This window comes from Paenibacillus sp. FSL H7-0350 (genome assembly GCF_038593195.1).
Classification (GTDB): Bacteria; Bacillota; Bacilli; order Paenibacillales; family Paenibacillaceae; genus Paenibacillus_AQ.
The window spans coordinates 1,842,741-1,862,920 of the sequence record NZ_CP151972.1; the positions used below are offsets into that span (position 1 = coordinate 1,842,741).

The window sequence follows — 20,180 nt, forward strand, 5'->3', positions numbered from 1 at the left end:
CTAAGAGTCCATCTTATGTAAATAAACTTGTAAACCTGACTTTTCTGCCCACAACAGACGATATATACTTATATCACCTAAGAGTAGAACTTTAGAATCAGAAATGGTTAAAATTAAAGAAATTATTATGTTACTCATATTTCAGGATTCAAGGAGAGATTTCAAGTGAACCGAACTTTATTCTGGGACCGTGCCCGCGACAGCGATCTCGTCATGCTCTCCGCCTCCCATCTCGTTACTCTGTCTGTCATCGCCCTATGCTGCCTGGCGCTCTTTGGGGCCCGCTTCGCCCTGCGCAGCCGCTCTGGCCTGCGGTTAGGCATACGCCTGCTGCTGATCCTGCTGCTGGCTGCTTCCGAGGGCGGCCTGCATGTCTGGTATCTGTCCCATGACAGCTGGAGCCGCAGCTCTTCCCTGCCGCTGGAACTATGCGGAATTTCCCTGCTCCTGTCCATCGTGATGCTGCTCACGCGCAGCAGGCTGCTGTACAGCTTTCTTTATTTTGCCGGGATCGGCGGTGCATTCATCGCCCTGCTTACTCCTAATCTGGTCTATCCGTTTCCGCATTTCCGCTTCCTGCTGTTCTTCATCGCCCACGGATCGATCATACTCGCGTCTCTCTACATGACCTGGGTCGAAGGATATAAGCCCACCTGGCGCTCCCTATTCTTCACCATGCTCTGCCTGAACCTTGTCGCAGCATGCGTGTACGCCGCCAATGTACTGCTGGACTCCAACTATATGTTCCTGATGCGCAAGCCCAGCACGTTCTCGGTACTGGACTATTTCGGCCCTTATCCCTACTATCTGCTGGTTGAAGAAGCCTTCGCCTTCGTCATCTTCCTCCTGATGTTCCTGCTCTTCTTCAAGCTGCCGGAGCTGTACATGGCCCGCCGCGCCGCAGCCAGCCGGAAACTTGGCAGGTAAATTCAGGGGAGGAAAATGAGGGGCACTTGTGCTATTTTTCCACCTGTTGCCTGAAAAGGCTGCCTCCGCTCATGAGTAAGTGGAGAATCCAACTGCGATTGTATAATTCCCCGCACGGCAAAAAGCACCCGGCTGGATAACCCAGCCGGGTGCTTCGGCGATGCCATAGAAAGAGGAACCTCGCCCTATAGCGTCTATGGAATGCTTGTATTAAGCTTCTACAATTTCAACGGTCGTCATCTTGTCGCGGCCTTTGAAAGCGTCAACCAGGTCCATGCCTTCAACCACTTTACCGAATACAGTGTGTACTCCGTCCAGGTGCGGTTGTGGAGCGTAAGCGATATAGAACTGGCTTCCGCCTGTGTTCTTGCCGGCATGGGCCATAGCCAGGGAGCCGCGCTCGTGCTTGTTCGGGTTGATCTCGCAGTTGATGGTGTATCCAGGACCGCCGGTGCCTGTTCCATTCGGGCAGCCGCCTTGTGCTACGAAGCCTGGAATCACGCGGTGGAACAACAATCCGTTGTAGAAGCCTTCTTTTGCCAGCTTCTCAAAGTTAGCTACTGTATTAGGCGCATCCTGGTCGAACAAGTCGATCAGCACGACGCCGCCGTTTTCGAGTGTAACTTTCGCTTGCTTAGTCATATGTAAATGACCCCTTTCGAAATGACAAATATAGAACACTTTTATTAGTTTACTATGAAACGTGGCACAAAGCAAAGCAAGCGGGAAGTCCTCCCGCCTGCTGCTATAGTACAGCCTTATGGTCTTATTTCGTAACGGCCTGTTTGGCAATCCTTGCAGGCACGATATCATTGGCAACAATGTCCTGATGGGACTCACGGCGTACGACCAGATCACTCTGCCCGTTCTGCACGAATACTACTGCCGGACGGCGGATACGGTTGTAGTTGCTGGCCATGGAGTAATTGTAGGCACCTGTGCAGGCCACAGCCAGCAAATCGCCGCTCTCCACCTTAGGCAGCTCAACATCCCAGATCAGCATATCGCCGCTCTCGCAGCATTTGCCGGCGATGGATACCTTCTCCACGTTAGGCTCAGTCGCACGGCTTGCCAGCAGCGCTTCGTACTTGGATTCATACAGGGCCGGACGCGGATTGTCTGTCATGCCGCCATCAACAGCTACATATTTGCGCACACCCGGAATTTCCTTGCTGGTTCCAACCGTGTATAGGGTCGTACCGGCATCTCCTACGATGCTGCGGCCCGGTTCCACCCAGATCTGCGGCAGCGAATCGTTAATGCCGGTGAAGTGGGTCTTCACTGCATCTGTGATGGCTGCGACATATTCGGAGACCTGCAGCGGCGTATCGCCGTCCACATAACGGATTCCGAAGCCTCCGCCCAGGTTGACTACAGGGAAGCTGATTCCCAGCTCTTCCTTAATAGTACGGGTGAACTCGGCAATCCGTTCAACTGCAAGTTGGAAGCCTTCGGTCTCAAAAATCTGCGACCCGATATGCGAATGTACGCCGAGCAGGTTCAGATTCGTCAGGCTGTCAGCAAGGCTGACCGCTTCACGGGCCGAGCCGTTGCCGATATCGAAGCCGAATTTGGAGTCGGTCTGTCCTGTAGAAGCGTAGGCATGATGGGCATGGGCTTCTACCCCAGGCGTAACGCGCAGCAGAATATTAACGGTCACTTCTCTGCGTGAAGCAATAGCCTGAAGCAGACGAAGCTCTACTAAATTATCGGCAACAAAGCAGCCAATCCCAGCATCAATCGCCATCTCAATCTCATCCGGTGTCTTATTATTGCCGTGGAAATGAATGCGTTCCGCCGGGAAACCGGCTTGCAGCGCAGTATACAGCTCTCCATCGGAGACCACATCCAGCGACAGTCCTTCCTCATCCGCAAGCCGGCACATCGCCATCGTCGAGAACGCCTTGCTGGCATAAGCCACCTGGAACCCGAGACCGGAAGCTGTGAATGCCTCCATGTACTCACGGCAGCGGCGGCGGACCAATTGCTCGTCCACTATATATAGCGGTGTTCCATATTCCGCCTTCAATTCGGTTACATCACATCCGCCGATCTCCAAATGCCCTGCATCATTGATTCGGCTCGTCCCGTGTAAAAACATTGCGCAGTCCTCCAATTTCTGTGGAATCATCCGATCCACCCTGTCTAGTATATGATTTGGGGCCCCGATGCGTTCCTGTAAAAGATGCTCAGAATACAAATCCGGCTTATTGCGGGGCTATTCAGTATACTCAGTATAACAGACAGAGGGAACACCGTTGAATGGACTTTTTTGCAGTTGATTTGTATTTTCCTACGACTTGCGCGGGGCGTCCTTATTCTCAGGCATCCGGGTGTTATCTCTTGTTTTGTTGAAGGATGGCCTTGTTTTGGAGCTGAGCACCGGCTGACGCAGAAGGATCTCCGCCATAGCTTTTGCATTAAATGGTATAAACGGCCACATGTATGGAGAGTTATACGAACGGTGTGTGGTCAGCAGCACCACCAGCAGCGTCGTCCCGATCATGAAGCCGGGGATGCCATAAGCAGCCACCGCCAGCAGAAGCGCAAGCCGGACAATCCGGTTGGCCAGCCCCAGCTCGTAGCTCGGCGTCGCGAACATCCCGATGGAGGCCACCGCCATATAGAGCACCACTTCATTGACAAAAAGCCCGGTCTGTACGGCGATATCACCGACCAGAATGGCAGCGATCAGCCCCATCGCGGAGCCGAGCGGAGTCGGTGTATGCACCGCAGCCATCCGCAGCAGGTCCACCCCCAGCTCAACGATCAGGAACTGGGCAATGAGCGGGAGATTGGCTGATTTTTGCGGACCGATGAAATCAAGCATGCCGGGCTTCAGCTCCGGATGGAGCACCATCAGCATCCACAGCGGAAGCAGGAACATCGATGCAAAGATCCCGATGAAGCGGACCCAGCGGAGATAAGTCCCCATAAAAGGCGTCTGGCGGTTCTCTTCCGCATGCTGGCACAAATCAAAAAACGTCGTCGGCAGCACCATGACACTCGGGGAAGTATCGACAAACACAACCACCCGGCCCTCCAGCAGATGGGAAGCGACAATATCCGGCCGTTCCGAATAACGGACCAGCGGATAAGGGTTCCAGCCGCCGCCGACAATCGCTTCCTCCAGCTGCTTGTCCGCCAGGGGAATGCCGTCGAGATTGACGCTTTTCAGCTTGTCCGTAACGGCCTGAACCTGGGTCTTATCCACGATATCATCGATGTAAGCTAAGCAGACATCTGTCCGGGTCCGCCGTCCAATCTGATGCATCTCCAGCTTCAGCCCGGGGTCGCGGATACGTCTTCTAACCAGAGCCACGTTGCTTAGCAGCGTCTCTGTGAAGCCGTCCCTCGATCCGCGGACCACCCGCTCAATAGACGGCTCATCCGGGCTGCGGGAAGGGTACGAACGGGTATCCATGATGATAACCTGCGATTCCCCTTCAATGAAGAACGCGCTCATGCCAGCTAACACTTTGTTGATGCTCTCGCTGAACAGCTCGCCTTTCTCCACCTGAACATGGGGAATATACTCACTCATGAAGCTGGCGACCACATCGGTCGATACATTTTCCGGGGTCAGATACGTCAGGCGCTTCAGAATTTCATCGATAATCGTATCCTTGGCGAAGCCGCTAATGCAGAGCAGGGCCGCGCGTTTTCCGCCGAAGGACATTTCCCTGAACACGATATCGAAGGATGAGCCCAGCCCAAGCACTTCGGTCAGTGTATTCTTGGCATCCGCAAGCGATTGTGGAATCTTGTCATTGCCTTGCCAATACGTAATCGACTGCTCCAGGGAGTCAGAGCGTTCATTGTCCCTTTTTTGCTGCAGGGGGTCCTTGGGTTTGCTTGCAGAATCCGCTCCCTGACCGGCTTTGGCCTTCTTGGGGGCGGACTGCTTCGGCTGCTGTGGCTGATCAGCTTCCTGACCGTTCTCCTGATCCTCAGACTCTTCATCATCTCCAAATAATCGGGCAAAAAAGCCTTTATGGCCCTTATCCTGCGTCTGCGCCCCCAGCTCGTCCGAGGTTTCCAGGTCCTGTGACTTGTCTCTGCCGTCCTCATGAGTTCCTTGTCCCACGCCGGACTCCGCAGTGGAATTATCCGTTCCTGAATTATTTGTCACTGTCTGTGCTGCTCCGGTCTGCTCCGGTGTACCCGCACCTTCGGAATCTGCTGATTCCGGGCCAGCAAAACCGGCGGAGGCAGAATCTCCTGCAAAATGCGCGCCCTGCTGCGAATGGTCCTTTGTCTGGTCTCCGCTCCCGGATTCCGCAGACGCTTCCTCCGGCTGACCAGACTTGCCCAGCTCATCCGCAGCTTCCATCTCCTGATTGGATCCATCCGTATTACCGGAGCCGTCCCCGCCCTGCTCCTCCGGCCCGGCATCGTCGCCAAACAGACTGCTGAAGAACCCTTTGATCCCTCCGCCGGACGATTCCTGATCGTCTCCGTTATCGGATGCGGGATCATCCTCGGTGCTGGTCTCATCATCTGTAGCCGCAGCACTCTGAGCGCCGTCAGCCACACTTTCTCCAGACGCAGCATCTTTCCCGCTAACAGCCCCAGTGTCTCCAGGTGCAGCGTTCTCATCACCGCTTGCTTCATCATCCCCAGACACAGCACTCTGACCGCCGTCATCCGCACCTTCTCCAGCTGCAGCATTCTTCCCGCCGCTATCCTCCCCACCGGTATCTGACGGAGTATCCAAGCCCGATGGGCTCTCCTGCCCGCCCTCAATCGGGCGTGTCACCGCACCCAACTCCGCCGACGCCTCCAGCTCCTGACCCTTGCCGCTCTGGGACGCAGCCGGTTGCTCTGCTTGCTCCGGTGATTTTTGCTCACTGCTCTGCTGCGCAGAACGGTCTTTCTTTTTATCCGTCTCTACCTGATCACCGCTGTGAATGTACCTCACGCCCTAGCCCCCTTTACTGTTGATATACTAACCAGTCGAACAACGAGCCTGCCACCTTGCCGCATACCATCGCCATTAAGAGACCAAGCAGCAGATGGGTCATATGCAGACGTTTGGCCAGGATCGGCAGTACATTCAGCACCTCGGTCAGAGCCGCCGCCAGCATCCCGATGAATATGCCGTTGAACAGGCCGACCCCCAGCTCAATCAGCGGGCCCGCCGCCATTTTCCAGTTCCAGAAGTCGCTCACCGTCCCCAGCAGGGAACCGCCAACCATCGCTCCCTCATACCAGTGAACCTTGTCATAGGAAGAGGTGAGCTGCGCCAGCCGGGGGATGATGTCCAGCACTACGAATAGCGCAATCACCCCGCCGCCTACCGCGATTCCCCCGGCAATCCCGAGCAGCAGATGAAGTCCAAGCGACAGTGGTGCCGTCATGCGCCCCCCTCCCGGCTGCCGGGTGCTTCGTCACTGCGGCGTTTCATTTTGCGGTACTCCTCGTTGATTACATATTGATCGATATTCTTCTGATACAGGAACATTTCCACCTCAAGGGGAGTCGGCTCCTCATTCCATTTCTTTTTGAACAAATGATTGAAAAAAATGACCATCCCAAGCCCGATGCCCAGCGAATAGGCAATCTGAAACAGATAAGGATGCTCGTCCCTGCGGCCGGTCAGCATCTCCACAATCCGGATCTGTACCTCCAGCATGCTGACATCGGCATGGAAATTCATAATCGTCAGCGCAGAGCCGAAGAACAGCAGCAGCCAGACCAGCACGAACAGGGCTATAGAAGGTTTAGCAGCCGTAGACGGACCTTCAATCTGTACAATGGTACGGCCTTCGCCAATCGGCTGAATCTCCGCATCAGGGTACACTTCCTGAATCCGGGGAATGACGGTCAGCAGATCAACCAGGATCAGATTGCCGTCACTCTCCTTCGGCTGAAGCACAAGCAGGGTATACAGTGCCTCCCGCCACGCTGGCTCAGTGATCAGATAAGCGACATCGCGCAGCAGCACCCCCTTGCCCTTGGGCACCGTCACCCGGTTCTTAAGCTGGATATATACGGCTGTAGCCGGGGAATCAGTGTTCATCTGCGGGGCCTCCTTAAGCTCAGGTGTGATGCCGTCCTACGGCAAGAATAAGGGTAGTATGGGAAAAAAGGCTTATTTTTACTCTTCCCCTCCGCAATTCATCGGGACTTACGCAGGACCACCGAAACTTTTCCTGCCTCAGGGCCGTCTATAGTTACAGTTATTTACACAGAAAGGAAGGAAGTTCATATGAAAAAAGCATTGCACCAATCGTTACGGATGGCTCTGTCTGCATCAATGCTTCTGGCATTCGCTGCACCCCTCACAGCACATGCAGCCGAGAAGATCGAGGTATACGATTCCTATACCAGCAAAAGCAGCAACGTACAGCTATATTCTGTGAGCCAATTGGACGGGAACCAGTTCATCAATGCCGTCATTGCCCGGCAGCCGGACGGGACTTATGCCAAATGGCCGGAGGCTTTTCAACATTTCTGGAAGTATGACAGCGGGAACTTACAGTTGACGGGGATGGATGATCCGGAGCAAGCCTATGTATACGATACGCAGAGCCAGTCCATTGTGCGCAAAAGCGAATACACCCTCTCCCCTGACGGCAGCTGGGGTGTTCTGGAGCGTTCCCGCTATGAACGGCAGCCGGAGGGCTATGTCGCGAAATTTGGTGATCAGTATCTGAGAAACTCGGCGACCGGCAAGGTATCCGTCTATTATTCTACTCAGCGGTACTACAATGCACGGTGGATCAACCAGCATACGCTGCTTGAAAGCGGATATAATGAGGCTGCCAGGCAGAATGTGATCAGTACGTTCGATCCGTCCACCGGGAAGCGGCAGGAGCTGCTGAAAGGGACCTTGAACAACTTGAACCTGTCGAAGGGTTTGCTGCAATATGTCAAAAACGAGCCCAAACGCCTCCCATGGATCTATAATCTGAAGGACGGATCATCACGGCTGGTCAAGGACAACCGCGAGCTTGAAGCCTTGTTCCCTGCTCCTCCATCCTCCAGACCGGAAGTCAATTTCCCTAAGAATATGGTGCTGAAAGACCTGCCTGCCGCTGACATGCCTATCACCTTAGCCTACGAATACAATGTGAATCTGGACGGAAAAAGTGTCGATGTACCCACCGTATTCACTAAGGGCGGACAAGAGTGGATACCGGTGAAGCCGCTTGCTGCGGCACTCGGCTGGAAGATCGAAGTCATGAACATTAGCGCAACAGGCGACCCTTCCGCGGCCTATATCTATAAAATCACAAATGGTAGCAATCACACGGTTCTTACACCTGTTAACAGCTTCAATTCGGCAAGCCGGCTGTATATCGCACCAGCACAGATCAAGGAGCTTGAGTACAAGAGTGTCAAAGTCACTCCATATCTGAAATAAAATTACTCCAGCGGCGGCACTCTTGCCTTGCGTCTGCAGTACAACAAAGAGGATGTTCCCGGACGGCGCGGCCGTGTAGGAACATCCTCTTTGACTATGATGCGCTGGGTCCTGGGGTATGTCCCCTCAGACTGTAGCGCTATGAAGTTAATTCTGTTTGGCCGGCTGCAGCTGATCCCGCTGCTGACTGGAGATGAAGAAGAGCGCCGTCCAGATCAGCGCGAAGCCGACAATCTGCGGCAGGGTTACAAGCTGCTGATAGACCACCCAGTTAATCAGAATACCGGTCATCGGGAAGCTGAGTTCGGCCAGGGTTGCTACCGAAGCTTTGGTCGTATTCAGTCCCTTGTAGTAGAGCAGCATGCTGAGCAGTCCGGGCAGCAGCGCCTGCAGCAGCAGGTTAACGGCAACTGCCGCCGAGCCGCTGACTCCGCCGCTCAACTGCCACGGGGCGCCTTCCATACTTGTAATTACGAACAGCAACGGGAGCGCCAGAATGAAGCGCAGTGAGGTTACCGTCTCATATTTCATTGAGCCCAGCAGATAGCGGCCCATAACTGTAGATCCGCCCCACAAAGCTGCAGCGCCCAACGCCATCAGGCTTCCTACACCCATGAAGCTGTTCACATGGCCGAAGGGAATCGTCCAGCCGAAGGTCAGCAGGTACGTCCCGGCCAGGGCAACGATAAGCAGCGGTGCGAAATGGCGCGGCAAGCGTTCTTTTAGAATAACAGCGGCAAGACCAATGGCGAACAAGGGCTGAAGCTTCTGGAGCAGCAGCACGGCATTGAAGTCTCCGTTGGATAAGGCTTTGGTGAACAGAATGGTCGCTACGGCTGAGCCGCCCCACGATACCACTAGCAGTGCTGCGGCCTGACGCAGACGTACACCCTTCAGCTCTGCGCGGTTACGCCACATTACCGGAGTGGCAACCAGGAAGAGCACAACATGCTCAAGCAGTACAATCTGGGACGAAGTCAGGGATTTCAGCAGGATAATGCGGAACAGCGGGTCAACGCCCCATAAGGCCGCCCCCATAACCACCAGCCAGAATCCGCTGCGCACCGGTGCGGTACGCAAGCCTTGGGATGAAGCAGATACATTACTCATCTTTCATTCTCCTTGTCGATACAAACCCTCGATAGAGACCAAAAACCCCCGTGTCTCCTGTAAACAGGACAAACATCGGGGGTTGTTATCAATAAAGACATACGGAATAGACCCGCCGCCTTTATCTTATGATCCTCTCCCATCCGGACTTTACCGTCGGCTCTGGATTGTCACCAGATCAGTCGCTTCCTCTTGTGATAGAGTAACGAGTCGCGGGCTTAGTTCTCACGAACATCACCGCCGGTCAGGAATTTCACCTTACCCCGAGAATCTTGTATTCTGTTATTATTTTCACAATCTCAGAATACCTCTGATTTTTGATTTCGTCCAGCTTTTTATGAAAATAATCATTATATTTCATTAAGTATTCATTCAAACCATCATTCTGCTAACGCAATCTGCGTGCCGCATCCAGGTTCTGGTTCATTTGGCAGAAACGGCAGTGTGCGCTACACTATAGTATGAACATTTATCATCCCTAATATAGAGATCTATTTGGAGGTTATTATGAAAAGAAGTTTTCCGACCAATCTGCTGTATTCCATCCTAGCTCTGGCCGGCCTTGCCATCATCGGCTTCATGGCTTATGTTATCGCCGCTTTTACAGGAGGGATGCTCTTCTATGGTCCGCTGGCCCTCGTCGTCGCTTCAGGGCTTGCTATACTCTCCGTGCTCAGCATCTTTGGCCTGTTCAGCAGCAAGGTACGCCGGGTGATCCTGGCCGCTTTTGCCGGAATCTGTGTGCTGGCAGCCGCAGGCCATGAGATTAGACAAGCTTATATCAACAGCTTGACCGAGGTTAGCGAGCAGGAGGTTAATCTGAATCAGTATGCCCCTTTTGCAGCAAATACCAAAGCCGCATCCCTGAACCGTAAGGCTTCCTACCAGCTCACGGAGAACCTGCCACGCTTGGATGGAGCAACAGCGCTGTACCCGCTGTATTCGGCTTTTGCCCAAGCGGTCTACCCGCAGGATAATTATTCCCCCTTCGTCCAGAAGGAAGGGACAGATTTCGTGGTGTGCACCAGCACCTCCGAGGCTTACAAACGGTTGATTACGGGAGAGGCCGATATCATCTTCGCTGCGGCGCCTTCGCTGGCCCAGACAAAGCAGGCGAAGCTTGCAGGCGCCCAGCTGAAGCTTACCCCGATCGGGCGCGAAGCGTTCGTCTTCTTCGTCAACAAGCGCAATCCGGTCAACAGCATGACTACGGAGCAGATTAAGGATATCTATTCCGGCACCCTGACCAACTGGGAGCAGGTCGGCGGTAAGGATGACCCGATCCGGGCATTCCAGCGGTCAGAGGACAGCGGCAGCCAGACCAAGCTGCAAAAAATCATGGAGGACCGCCAGCTTATGGCTCCGCCGAAGGAGAATGTGGCAGACGTCATGAGCGGCATTATCAGCCTGACCGCCAGCTACCGCAATTACAAGAATGCGCTGGGCTTCAGCTTCCTGTTTTACGCCTCACAGATGAATGCCAGTGATGAGATTAAGCTGCTGGCCATCGATGATGTGCCACCGTCCAAGGAGAGCATCCGCAGTGGAGAATATCCGTTCACGACTGAGTTCTACGCCGTAACGGCCGGCAGCACGAACCCAAACATCGAGCCGTTCCTGGACTGGATTCTGTCCGCCGAGGGCCAGGAGCTGGTTGAGAAGACCGGCTACACTCCAGTGAAATAGGCAGAACACCAGCATCCTAAAGAGATAAGAGGATGCTGGTGCCTCATCGCTTTCTGATGGCATAACATACAGCCAACACACCCCGCGCCTGCCCATTGTAATCGGTTTTCCACATACATTCGGTCCACACACCACCGCCATTGCCCAATGTGTGCGGTTTTCCGCATACGTTCTGAAGTGTTCTCCCTCTCAGCCGGCGCTCCGCCTAAGTCTGGCCAATTTAAGAGTTTTATCTCACACCCACCGCTTGTATAGGGCAGCATTGTTGCACTTTTTGCAGGACTTCTCTATTACTGTTACTGGCTGGGGTACATTGTTGCATCATTTGCAGGAATTATGGTGTTTAGAGTCAGTTAGCGCTGGATTTGTTGCAATTCATGCAAGATTTCAACATAAACCGTTCCTATCGAACAGTATTGCTGCAATTCGTGCAGGATTTCTCAATTAATGTTACTGGCTGTGGAGCAATGGACCCTTCCCTTATCGCAGCACCCATTGTATTTGCTTTTTCGCATACATTCGCCCGCATACATTCGCCCGCAAACCACTGTACCCGCCCATTGTATTCGCTTTTTCGAATATATTCGGCCCGCATACAGACAGCAGCCCTCCCGGAGTTCTTCCTCCGGCGAGGGCTGCATTTTTGAACTTATCCCTTATAATGTTCGAAAATCCGTCTGCGCTTCTCCCCGTCCGGGTCATTCACCACAAGCGAGGATTGGTCAAATATCATCGTTGCCCGCGTCTTCGGCGTGTACTGCGGCCAATCCAGTCCAGGCGCTGCCGGATCCCCACTATGGGCGAAGGCAGTCCAGGCGGTCTGCATCGCCTCGGCCACTGCCTCCATCTCCGGCGTCACGTTCAGGCCATACTGCTTCAGCAGCGGGAGGTTGTTGAAAACATACAGAATCTCCGCCCCGTGAATGGCCTTCTCCAGCAGCGGATGCCCGGGCACCGTCCAGTCGAAGCGGTACATCCAGACGGGGGCATGTCCCTGCTGCTTCTCCGCGAACGAAATCGAGCTGGCCCAGAAGAACAGGTCAGTCAGCACCTCCGCCTGTCCTTCCCAGGTATGGCTGTAATCCGAGGTCAGCTCGGAGAGGTCGTCCACGCCCATCAGCTGCTCCAGCGCTTTGAGCGATTGCTCGAAGTTATCCGTCTTCTGCCCCTCGCGGAAGAACAGATTCCCTTCATGCAGATTCGTTCCGATCAGCACGGGAATGCCGCTGGCAGCTCCCGCTGCTATGGCCTGTACCGGCTCAACCGGCAAGGTGCCCGGCTCAACAACCGGCTGGAAAAACATATTCATCGAGTCTCCGGACAGCTTGTACGCCATCCGGCCTGCGGCTTCCATGATCTCTCCGGCTGACAGCGTATGCAGAAGCTGTGTATCCCCGCCGGGCTGAAGGCCCAGCTCTGCCAGGAATGCGGCGGCAATCTGGCCGCCCAGCTCTTCATTCAGCGTCTGCGCCGCCCCGCTCTCCATAATGGCCCGGGCGAATAGCCCCTTCGCCGCAGGCATCGCCAGCAGCGCGGCAATACTCATGCTCCCTGCCGATTCCCCGAAGACCGTGACGCGCCCCGGATCACCGCCGAAGGCAGCGATATTCTGCTGCACCCATTCCAGCGCAGCAATCTGATCCAGGAGGCCCAGATTACTGCCCAGCCCTCTGCCCAGCGGAGACAGATGCAGGAAGCCGAGCGGACCCAGCCGGTAATTCACAGTAACCACCACGACATTCCCGGAGACGGCCAGCTTGCTGCCTTCGAACATGGGCTGGCTGCCTGCGCCGGTAACGAAGGTACCGCCGTGAATCCACACCATCACCGGCAGCGCTTCGGTCTCCTCCGCAACTGCCGGGGACCAGACATTCAGATATAGACAGTCTTCATCATAGATAGGGGTGGTGCCTCCGAACCGCGTCCCGCTGGTGCTGACCGGCTGCAGGCTGACCGGTCCGAACTTGACAGCCTCCCGCACGCCGCTCCAGGACTGCGGCGGCTGCGGTGCCCGGAAGCGCAGCTCTCCAAGCGGCGGAGCAGCGAACGGGATGCCGCGCCATACGTTCATGCCGTTTCCCGCTTCTCCCTGCAGTTGCCCATAAGCTGTATTCACCAGTTGTCCTGTCATTGCACTCATTCCTTTTCGCTTTATTCCTCAGTCTTTTCTTCAATGACTCTGTAGAGCCCGGAGCGGAAGCGGAACCACTGGAAGATATGGGTCACTACCACCTTAAGCACGGCATAGCCCGGAACCGCCAGAATGATACCGAGCACACCGAACATTTTTCCGGCAAAAATAATCACAAAAATAATTGTAATCGGGTGAATCTTCAGCGATTTCCCCATAATCTGCGGCGAGATGAACTTCCCTTCGATCAACTGGACCGCTGTCCAGACAATGACCATCTTCAGCAGCATGAACGGTGAGGTAACCATCGCCACAATCAGCGCAGGGGTAATCGCAATAGCCGGCCCCAGATAAGGAACTACAGCCGTACAAGCGGCAACGATCGCCAGAACCAGCGAATACTCCAGCCCTATAATCAGATAGCCGATATAGAGCAGCGCTCCGATACAACAGCTGACAATAATCTGGCCGCGGATATACGATGCGATCTGATTGTTCATTTCCTGCATAACCATCCGGGACTGCGGCCGCAATGCGGTAGGGATGAGTCTCATGAGATAGTCGGGCAATCTTTTGCCGTCGCGAAGGAGATAGAAGAGAATGAACGGTGTAGTCACTACAGCCAGCACAATTTCGGTCAGTGTCCCAACGAAGCTTCCCACACCGCTGACGGCATTATTCAGGAAGGTGGTGGCCCAGGTCGTCACCTTGCTGGTGATATCACTAAGGTCCGTACCTACACTCGACTGAATCTTATTGAACAATTCACTGCCGGTAAGCTGGACGAACTCCTCCTGAATCTGATCACTGTAGACGGGGAAGTTGTCAATCAGGCCCATGAGCTGGGTGCGGATGATCGGGATGACCATAAGCAGCACCAGCGTAATGATCCCGATAATAATCAGATACAGAATGACAATGCCGTACGCCCGCTTCACCCGGCTTCTCTTCTCCAGACGGTCCACCAGCGGATTCAGCAGATAATAGGCGATCCCTGAGAGCAGCAGCGGCGCTGCCACCGTATGCAGAAGCACAGACAGCGGCTTGAACACAAACGGAATCTTTGAGAATACGAGTATCGTTAAGCCCACCAGCAGCGCAATCAGCAGACCTACCACAAACTTGTTGTTCAGAAAAAACTTCTTGAATTTATCCGGCCATACCTGCCGTTTATCCATATCCTGCCGCCCCCTAGCTGCAACTCTTACCTGTTAAGTGTGATTATTTGCACTATGTATAAGCATAGTAACCCTGTGGCTGCAAGTCAAATCAGGGAGGCCTTCTTTTACAGCGAACCGGGACAGCTTACTGAAAGCGCAAATCAACAATACTTCCGGTCCTCTTGAAGCCCACCGACTGATAGACCTTATTGGAATCGGGATTCGCCGCATCGGCATAGAGCATGGGCGTTATGTCCCTGCTGAGCAGCTCAGCACACAGGGCAGCTACGGCCGCACTGGCATACCCGTGCTTGCGGAATTCATGCGGAGTGTACACCTCATTAATCCGTGCATGTCTGGCAGACTGATGAGCCAGATTAACCATGGACACCGGCTGGTCCTTGTCGATCCACAGACGGAGCTTGCCGGACTCCGTGACCGCCCCGGCATAGTCCAGATGATCCTCCGGTGCACTCTCCATACCGAAGCAATCCTGCACGAATCCGGCTAAATACCCGGCGATGAGCGGAATATCGCCTGGCTCCGCCTGATGCAGCTTCCCGCTGACACCATGCGGCAGCTGCACCTGCGGGCAGTGATAGGCTTCCATCATCATCCGTACCTGGTAGGTCTTTCCTGTAAGCTCGCCGTACGCATCGGCGAACAGCTTCCCTGTCTCCGGCGTTCCGTTAACCCCCGGTAATCCGCGGTCCTCCAGCATTTCCGCCAGCTGCCGGACAAGGGAACAGCGCCTCTCTTCATCCAGCTCCGGCGATAACCATAACCACGAGTTGTACCCGCCGTTATGGGCGAAGATCAGATCATTCTCCTCCGTCTTTAGCCGCATCGCTTCCTGATCCCCCGCGATCTGATGAATCAGGTTATATTCCACCTCTTCCTGCATGAACGGATTGTTGTGCAGCACCTCATCCTCCGGACCGAAGCTCACAAACATTTAACATCCCCCTCTTAGACTTTTCTATCTATTGTAATGCTCCTCTTGGAAAAAATAAACAGCCCGGAGCCGGAGAATTCCGGCAGCGGGCTGTACTAAGCCTCTTATGTCATTTCTTCTTCTTACCTTTGGCACCCTTGGGGGTAGCGGCCTTGAAGCCTTCTTCATAGGTATAGAGCAGATTCTCTTCGAGCTGTTCTCCCTTCAGCACCTTGCGCACCAGGCTTTTGGCAGACTTAGGGGTGACATCCCTGTACCATACGCCTTCGGGGTAGGAGATCACCACACAGGCATCCGAGCATCTTCCGTTGCAGCGGGTTACTGTTGTATGTATCAGCGCGTCTGCCCCTTGTTTCGTAATCTCATCCTCAATCGCTTCCGCTACCTCTTCGCCCTTGTGCTTCTTGCAGTCACTTCCGTTACAAATCAGCAGATGGCTGACCGTTCCTTGCAGATTCCAGGTTGTCATGACAGTTCCGCCCCCTTCAATTACAACAATACCCTGCTTGCCCTATAACCCTAAACTCTAACCCCCTTTTCGGGGATCGTCAATAGAAGGAAAGGCTGTTATACTATCATTGAGAATGATTATCACCCATGAAAAGAGTGACTCAAAATATGCAGACGCGAAATGCCGGCCGTTCATTGCCTAATCCTCACAGCTTTTATATTCCGGTACGTGTAATGGCACTGGATCAAGCCTCCTTTAACGGGGACAATCCCACTCAGCCCTTCACCTCATTCCTGGTGGTGATCACCAGAGGAAGCGAAGTCATCGAGCTGGATGGCGAACGCATCCGTCTATCCGGCGGTCATATTCTGTACAGTGACAGTTCGGTGGATATCACGCTGCCCCGCAGCCATAAGCTGCAGGGTGTATGGATTGAATATGCGGCGATCTCCGGCAACATCCGGACGTTCAGCCCGCTGAACCATCGTCAGCCGGTCCGAAGCTGTCCGTCCCACGTAAGCACGCTTGCTGTGCAGCTTCTTAGCGACTGGAACCAGCCGGAGCAGCGCAAGCCGTTTGCCTTGCAAGCTCTGTTCACGGAGCTGCTCAGTGAGCTATATGACAGTTCTGCGGAGTACGCAGAGCCGCCCTCTCAGTGGATTGACCGTATCCTGCAATATATAGAATCCCATTATAATGAAGATTTGACGAGAGAACAGGCTGCCGGGCTTGCCGGAATCACTCCGGAGCATTTCTCCCGGAGCTTCCGCAAGTTCACCGGACAGACCTTCAACCAATACATAACGCTGTTGCGCATCCGCAAGGCCCAGCAGCGTATCCTTACAGGAGCCCCGAATCTGAGTACGCTGGCGCTTGAGGTAGGGTACAGCGAAGGTACCTATTTAAGCCGCAAATTCAAGCAGGTCGTAGGAATTTCGCCATCATCCTATCACCGTAAGAGCAAATCCGTAGTCTCGCTGAACTTCAATCATACGGCCAGTCTCCATGCGCTCGAAGTCGTTCCCAGGCTGGGAGTCTATTCGGCCTGGATGGAGAGCCTGCAGCCCGTTCCTTCCAGGAAGAAACTGCTGGATGAAGGAATCAGCTCCTCAGGTCTTTATGAACGTCTATCGTCCGCCCGGCCGGATGTCATTATCAGCTACTCCTTGCCTGACAAGAGCAAGCAGCTCCTGTCCGTCGCACCGGTGATTGAGATTCCCTTCATGCAAATGGACTGGCGGGAGCAATTCCGCCTGATTGCCGAGGTGACCGGACGCCAGCCGCAGGCAGAGGCCTGGCTAAGCCTCTATGACTGGCATTGTCACCAGGCTAACCAGATGCTGGACCGGCGGATCGGTGACCGGGGGACCGCCATAGTCCTGGAGCTTGGCACAGAGGCGGCCTACTGCTTCAGCAGCAGTTACGGCCGCGGAGCACAGATTCTGTATCATGATCTTGGCTTCCGCCCGCCGCTTGGCCTCGTTGCCGAGGGACTGCTGGAGAAGGGCTACCTGGAGATCGCCTTCCATAACATTGCCCGCTACCCCGCTGACCATATCTTCATTACCTCAAGCAGGGAGGCTGCTGAAGCGCTGGAGCCGCTGCAGAGCTTACTTCACCCTGTACACCAACATCATACCGATGATTCTCCAGGCGGAAGAATCTATTTCCTGAATCAGCCCTGCATGTTCTACGGCTTCGACCCCCTCTCCTCCGAAGCGCAATTGAAGGTCCTGGTGCAGGCGCTGACATCATAAATTTACATAGCCGGACATCACATTCAGCCATAGTCTAATCCGGGCAAACTCTGTAAAGTGTTATTGAGAATGATAATCGTTCTACATTAAGGAGGCAACCTCTTGAAGATCCCGTATTTACGTTCACGCAACATCCACCTGAAGCATTGGATCGTAGTAACTCTGCTTCTGGCATTGACTCTTATGGCCTCGGCTTGTGGAAACAACACCTCTACTACCAGCAGTGGTGCTGCTTCAGCTAATGCTACTGGAGCACCCGACTCCACTCCTCAGCCGGAGAAGGCTGCTGCCACCACAGCTCCGGCTTTCCATACTGTGACAACTGTGAATGGAGATATTGAGGTGCCGGCAGCACCGCAGCGGATTGTGGCCGAGGAATATCTGGGCAGCTTGATTGCACTGGATACGATTCCGGTCGGTGCTCCGGGGCTTACACTGGAGAATGTGTACTTCAAGGAATTCCTGACAGGAGTCGCCGATACCGGCACATACGGTAAAATGTCACCGGAGAATATCCTCGCGCTGAATCCCGACTTAATTATCTCAGGCAATGCAGACAGCTATGCCGCACTCAGCCAGATTGCCCCAACGGTTATTGTGCCGTACGGTGATTTGAAGAATGCACATGAAGAGCTGACCTATTTCGGCAAGCTACTGGGCAAGGAGCAGGAGGCAGCAGCATGGCTGGCTGATTACGATAAGCGGATTGCTGACGCCAAGGCCCGTGTAGATGCAGCCGTTCCTGCCGGGGCCACCTTCAGCATTCTCGAGCATGCAGACAAATCCACCTGGGTCTATGGGGACAACTTCGGACGCGGAGGCCAACCCATCTATCAGGCGCTGGGGCGCAAGCCGCCGGCTGGAGTGGCTGCTGAAATTATGGAGAAGCAGTGGGCTGAATTATCCGCCGAGACTCTGAGCAAGTATGCGGGTGATTATCTGGTCATCACCGACAATACCTGGACTGCTCAAGACTTCCAGGCAGACCCGATCTGGGGCAGTCTGCCGGCGGTCAAGAACGGGAAGATCTATGTATGGAAAGAAGAGCGCTCCTGGTATTATGATCCGATTGCCGTTCTGGCCCAGACGGAGGAGCTGGCCGATTGGCTGACCTCGACACCACAATAATAGAGTAATGATCAAGCTGCCTGGAGCCTTGAATGGCTTCCGGCAGCTTTTGGCGTTTACCCTATCCATTACTCGGAGATAATATCTGTAGCCCGCCTCGCCGGAACCGGCAAATCATTTTGCGGTGCATAAGGAGACCCGCCATGAAGATTATCAGCATCTATGTCCTGTTCGCTGTTCTTACACTTACGTTAATAGTCATCATTGATGTGATGTCCGGTATCAGCCTGCCTGCCTCCATTCATTCGCTCGCGACCGTCTTTGCCACAACTACACTGCAGGAAGGGATATGTATCACGATCTTCCTGCTCCTCCCGTTCATCCAGGTCGCCGTCCATGCCACTAAGGACCGTCACTCCCGCCGCAAATCGTCTTAATTCTGCTGACGGTACAAGCCGAACTTACGCCGGACTCGATGAATCAGCAGCAGCAGGATGGGAATCACCGCACAGAATACCGGCAGAATCGTCATCAGAAAGGTCTTCCCGTCATTCATATGCTCGGGATAATTCTGTGCGCTGACAAAAGAGCTGAACAGCATAATCACGGCTGCCGGAATAACCAGCCTGCTTGTATCGTTCACCTTGAACAGATCATTTGCTATCGCGACAGCAGCATAACAGTAGACGGTCAGCTTGAAGAATGCCCCGATAATCAGTGTAAGGACGACAAGGGCATCCAGCCGCTGGATGAAATTGGCCAAATTCACAAGGGTAATGGTCGTAAACATGGGAAAGGCGGTCCGGCTGTAGAGGTTCTCTCCCAGCACTGCCATCTCAATGGCATGGGTGAAGCTCAGCAGGCAGGCGCTGACAATAATCGCTGCGATACCTGTTTTCTTGATTTTCCGGGATTTGTTGAAGTGGGGCAGAATGGTGGTGAAGCACATTAGCTCGCCGAACGGAAAGATCAGGATGCTGGGATAGGCTGATTTCAAGGCTTGCTTATAATCGCCCATATGAAGCGGAAACAGATTTCTGTACTCCACCAGCCCGGCTGAGATTACAGCGGAAATACAGATGCACCCCATTATGATCACGATCCACAGGACAATTTCGGCGGTCCTGGCGAACACTTCTATCCCTTTTCTCAGAATATACATCACAGCAATAATCATGATGGAATTAATAATCAGAATCGGGGTTTTGTCATAGGACGCCGAGATCAGCAGATCCCCCGCCTCCCGCAGGTTTCTCGATCCGTTATAGAGAATCACCGGCAGGAACAGCAGACTTACCGGCCAGCCCAGCCATGGCCCTAGAATGGTGCGTATATAACCGCTTATAATCTGGTTCGGGAACTGAAGATAGAGATGTGCGAACACCAGATACAGCAGGATGCCTCCGGGAAGGGCAAACAGAATAGCGAGCCAGACTGAATGGCCGCTCTCTAAGCCGATGGGGACAAGCACGGCAGTCCCCAGCTCAAACAAAATGATCAATGCAAGCAGCTGATTGGGGCCGATCAATTCTTTTTTCATAACATAAATCACCTGGTTTCTGCGGT

At 54.0% G+C, this 20,180-nt stretch carries 16 protein-coding genes, 1 pseudogene and 1 riboswitch; of the genes and pseudogenes, 6 read left to right on the forward strand and 11 right to left on the reverse strand.

The features are described from left to right. Positions 1-165 precede the first annotated feature (165 nt). Positions 166-927 carry a TIGR02206 family membrane protein gene (locus tag NYE24_RS08675; protein WP_036698219.1) on the forward strand — a complete coding sequence of 254 codons (762 nt, stop codon included), beginning with the start codon at positions 166-168 and terminating at the stop codon, positions 925-927. 210 nt (positions 928-1,137) lie between these two features. Here NYE24_RS08675 and NYE24_RS08680 read toward each other — a convergent pair whose 3' ends face one another. The 5 genes and pseudogenes from NYE24_RS08680 to NYE24_RS08700 form a co-directional block, all read right to left on the reverse strand. Next, positions 1,138-1,569: a peptidylprolyl isomerase gene (locus NYE24_RS08680; protein WP_341025911.1), complete on the reverse strand. Its 432-nt coding sequence runs from the start codon at positions 1,567-1,569 to the stop codon at positions 1,138-1,140. Between the two features lie 124 nt (positions 1,570-1,693). Next, a complete protein-coding gene (lysA, locus tag NYE24_RS08685; RefSeq protein ID WP_036698223.1) occupies positions 1,694-3,028 on the reverse strand; it encodes a diaminopimelate decarboxylase in 1,335 nt (444 codons plus the stop codon). Between the two features lie 192 nt (positions 3,029-3,220). Continuing rightward, positions 3,221-4,765, reverse strand: a pseudogene (locus tag NYE24_RS08690) (spore germination protein); the annotation flags it as partial. A gap of 1,096 nt (positions 4,766-5,861) precedes the next feature. Next, positions 5,862-6,287 carry a stage V sporulation protein AB gene (locus NYE24_RS08695; protein WP_036698225.1) on the reverse strand — a complete coding sequence of 142 codons (426 nt, stop codon included), beginning with the start codon at positions 6,285-6,287 and terminating at the stop codon, positions 5,862-5,864. Further along, complete coding sequence (locus tag NYE24_RS08700; RefSeq protein WP_036698227.1) at positions 6,284-6,949, reverse strand: stage V sporulation protein AA; 666 nt, start codon at positions 6,947-6,949, stop codon at positions 6,284-6,286. The genes NYE24_RS08695 and NYE24_RS08700 overlap by 4 nt, the downstream gene beginning before the upstream one ends. A gap of 189 nt (positions 6,950-7,138) precedes the next feature. On the opposite strand from NYE24_RS08700, the gene NYE24_RS08705 reads away from it, so the two are divergent. Next, positions 7,139-8,296: a hypothetical protein gene (locus NYE24_RS08705; protein ID WP_342478481.1), complete on the forward strand. Its 1,158-nt coding sequence runs from the start codon at positions 7,139-7,141 to the stop codon at positions 8,294-8,296. 147 nt (positions 8,297-8,443) lie between these two features. Here the strand turns inward: NYE24_RS08705 and NYE24_RS08710 are convergent, their stop codons facing one another. Further along, positions 8,444-9,406, reverse strand: coding sequence for a DMT family transporter (locus NYE24_RS08710; protein WP_342478482.1), 963 nt, complete (start codon positions 9,404-9,406; stop codon positions 8,444-8,446). A 127-nt stretch (positions 9,407-9,533) separates the two neighbouring features. Next, positions 9,534-9,681, reverse strand: a riboswitch (FMN riboswitch). Positions 9,682-9,913: 232 nt separating this feature from the next. Here NYE24_RS08710 and NYE24_RS08715 point away from each other — a divergent pair. Further along, positions 9,914-11,092: a substrate-binding domain-containing protein gene (locus tag NYE24_RS08715; RefSeq protein WP_342478483.1), complete on the forward strand. Its 1,179-nt coding sequence runs from the start codon at positions 9,914-9,916 to the stop codon at positions 11,090-11,092. 649 nt (positions 11,093-11,741) lie between these two features. On the opposite strand, the gene NYE24_RS08720 is transcribed toward NYE24_RS08715, so the two are convergent. The 4 genes from NYE24_RS08720 to NYE24_RS08735 form a co-directional block, all read right to left on the reverse strand. Next, on the reverse strand, positions 11,742-13,223 hold the full coding sequence (locus NYE24_RS08720; RefSeq protein ID WP_342479216.1) for a carboxylesterase/lipase family protein: 1,482 nt from the start codon (positions 13,221-13,223) through the stop codon (positions 11,742-11,744). Positions 13,224-13,243: 20 nt separating this feature from the next. Further along, positions 13,244-14,401, reverse strand: coding sequence for an AI-2E family transporter (locus tag NYE24_RS08725; protein WP_342478484.1), 1,158 nt, complete (start codon positions 14,399-14,401; stop codon positions 13,244-13,246). A gap of 127 nt (positions 14,402-14,528) precedes the next feature. Beyond that, a complete protein-coding gene (locus NYE24_RS08730) occupies positions 14,529-15,338 on the reverse strand; it encodes a GNAT family N-acetyltransferase (RefSeq protein ID WP_342478485.1) in 810 nt (269 codons plus the stop codon). Between the two features lie 109 nt (positions 15,339-15,447). Next, the gene (locus tag NYE24_RS08735) at positions 15,448-15,807 is read right to left on the reverse strand and encodes a (2Fe-2S) ferredoxin domain-containing protein (protein WP_036727434.1); all 360 of its coding nucleotides are present in this window, start codon (positions 15,805-15,807) and stop codon (positions 15,448-15,450) included. A gap of 128 nt (positions 15,808-15,935) precedes the next feature. On the opposite strand from NYE24_RS08735, the gene NYE24_RS08740 reads away from it, so the two are divergent. From NYE24_RS08740 to NYE24_RS08750, 3 genes are all read left to right on the forward strand, one after another. Further along, on the forward strand, positions 15,936-17,546 hold the full coding sequence (locus tag NYE24_RS08740) for an AraC family transcriptional regulator (protein ID WP_342478486.1): 1,611 nt from the start codon (positions 15,936-15,938) through the stop codon (positions 17,544-17,546). A gap of 108 nt (positions 17,547-17,654) precedes the next feature. Further along, on the forward strand, positions 17,655-18,674 hold the full coding sequence (locus tag NYE24_RS08745; protein WP_051493892.1) for an ABC transporter substrate-binding protein: 1,020 nt from the start codon (positions 17,655-17,657) through the stop codon (positions 18,672-18,674). A 143-nt stretch (positions 18,675-18,817) separates the two neighbouring features. After that, positions 18,818-19,051, forward strand: a complete 234-nt coding sequence (locus tag NYE24_RS08750; protein WP_342478487.1) for a hypothetical protein — start codon at positions 18,818-18,820, stop codon at positions 19,049-19,051. Here the strand turns inward: NYE24_RS08750 and NYE24_RS08755 are convergent. Further along, positions 19,048-20,154 (reverse strand): GerAB/ArcD/ProY family transporter, encoded by a 1,107-nt coding sequence (locus NYE24_RS08755; RefSeq protein WP_342478488.1) that lies wholly within the window; start codon positions 20,152-20,154, stop codon positions 19,048-19,050. The genes NYE24_RS08750 and NYE24_RS08755 overlap by 4 nt on opposite strands. Positions 20,155-20,180: the final 26 nt, after the last annotated feature.

Bases quoted from the DNA above. Each gene is read 5' to 3' on its own strand.
- NYE24_RS08680 (WP_341025911.1), bottom strand. From the start codon at position 1,569: ATGACTAAGCAAGCGAAAGTTACACTCGAAAACGGCGGCGTCGTGCTG.
- lysA (WP_036698223.1), bottom strand. From the start codon at position 3,028: ATGTTTTTACACGGGACGAGCCGAATCAATGATGCAGGGCATTTGGAG.
- NYE24_RS08695 (WP_036698225.1), bottom strand. From the start codon at position 6,287: ATGACGGCACCACTGTCGCTTGGACTTCATCTGCTGCTCGGGATTGCC.
- NYE24_RS08700 (WP_036698227.1), bottom strand. From the start codon at position 6,949: ATGAACACTGATTCCCCGGCTACAGCCGTATATATCCAGCTTAAGAAC.
- NYE24_RS08705 (WP_342478481.1), top strand. From the start codon at position 7,139: ATGAAAAAAGCATTGCACCAATCGTTACGGATGGCTCTGTCTGCATCA.
- NYE24_RS08710 (WP_342478482.1), bottom strand. From the start codon at position 9,406: ATGAGTAATGTATCTGCTTCATCCCAAGGCTTGCGTACCGCACCGGTG.
- NYE24_RS08715 (WP_342478483.1), top strand. From the start codon at position 9,914: ATGAAAAGAAGTTTTCCGACCAATCTGCTGTATTCCATCCTAGCTCTG.
- NYE24_RS08720 (WP_342479216.1), bottom strand. From the start codon at position 13,223: ATGACAGGACAACTGGTGAATACAGCTTATGGGCAACTGCAGGGAGAA.
- NYE24_RS08725 (WP_342478484.1), bottom strand. From the start codon at position 14,401: ATGGATAAACGGCAGGTATGGCCGGATAAATTCAAGAAGTTTTTTCTG.
- NYE24_RS08730 (WP_342478485.1), bottom strand. From the start codon at position 15,338: ATGTTTGTGAGCTTCGGTCCGGAGGATGAGGTGCTGCACAACAATCCG.
- NYE24_RS08735 (WP_036727434.1), bottom strand. From the start codon at position 15,807: ATGACAACCTGGAATCTGCAAGGAACGGTCAGCCATCTGCTGATTTGT.
- NYE24_RS08740 (WP_342478486.1), top strand. From the start codon at position 15,936: ATGAAAAGAGTGACTCAAAATATGCAGACGCGAAATGCCGGCCGTTCA.
- NYE24_RS08750 (WP_342478487.1), top strand. From the start codon at position 18,818: ATGAAGATTATCAGCATCTATGTCCTGTTCGCTGTTCTTACACTTACG.
- NYE24_RS08755 (WP_342478488.1), bottom strand. From the start codon at position 20,154: ATGAAAAAAGAATTGATCGGCCCCAATCAGCTGCTTGCATTGATCATT.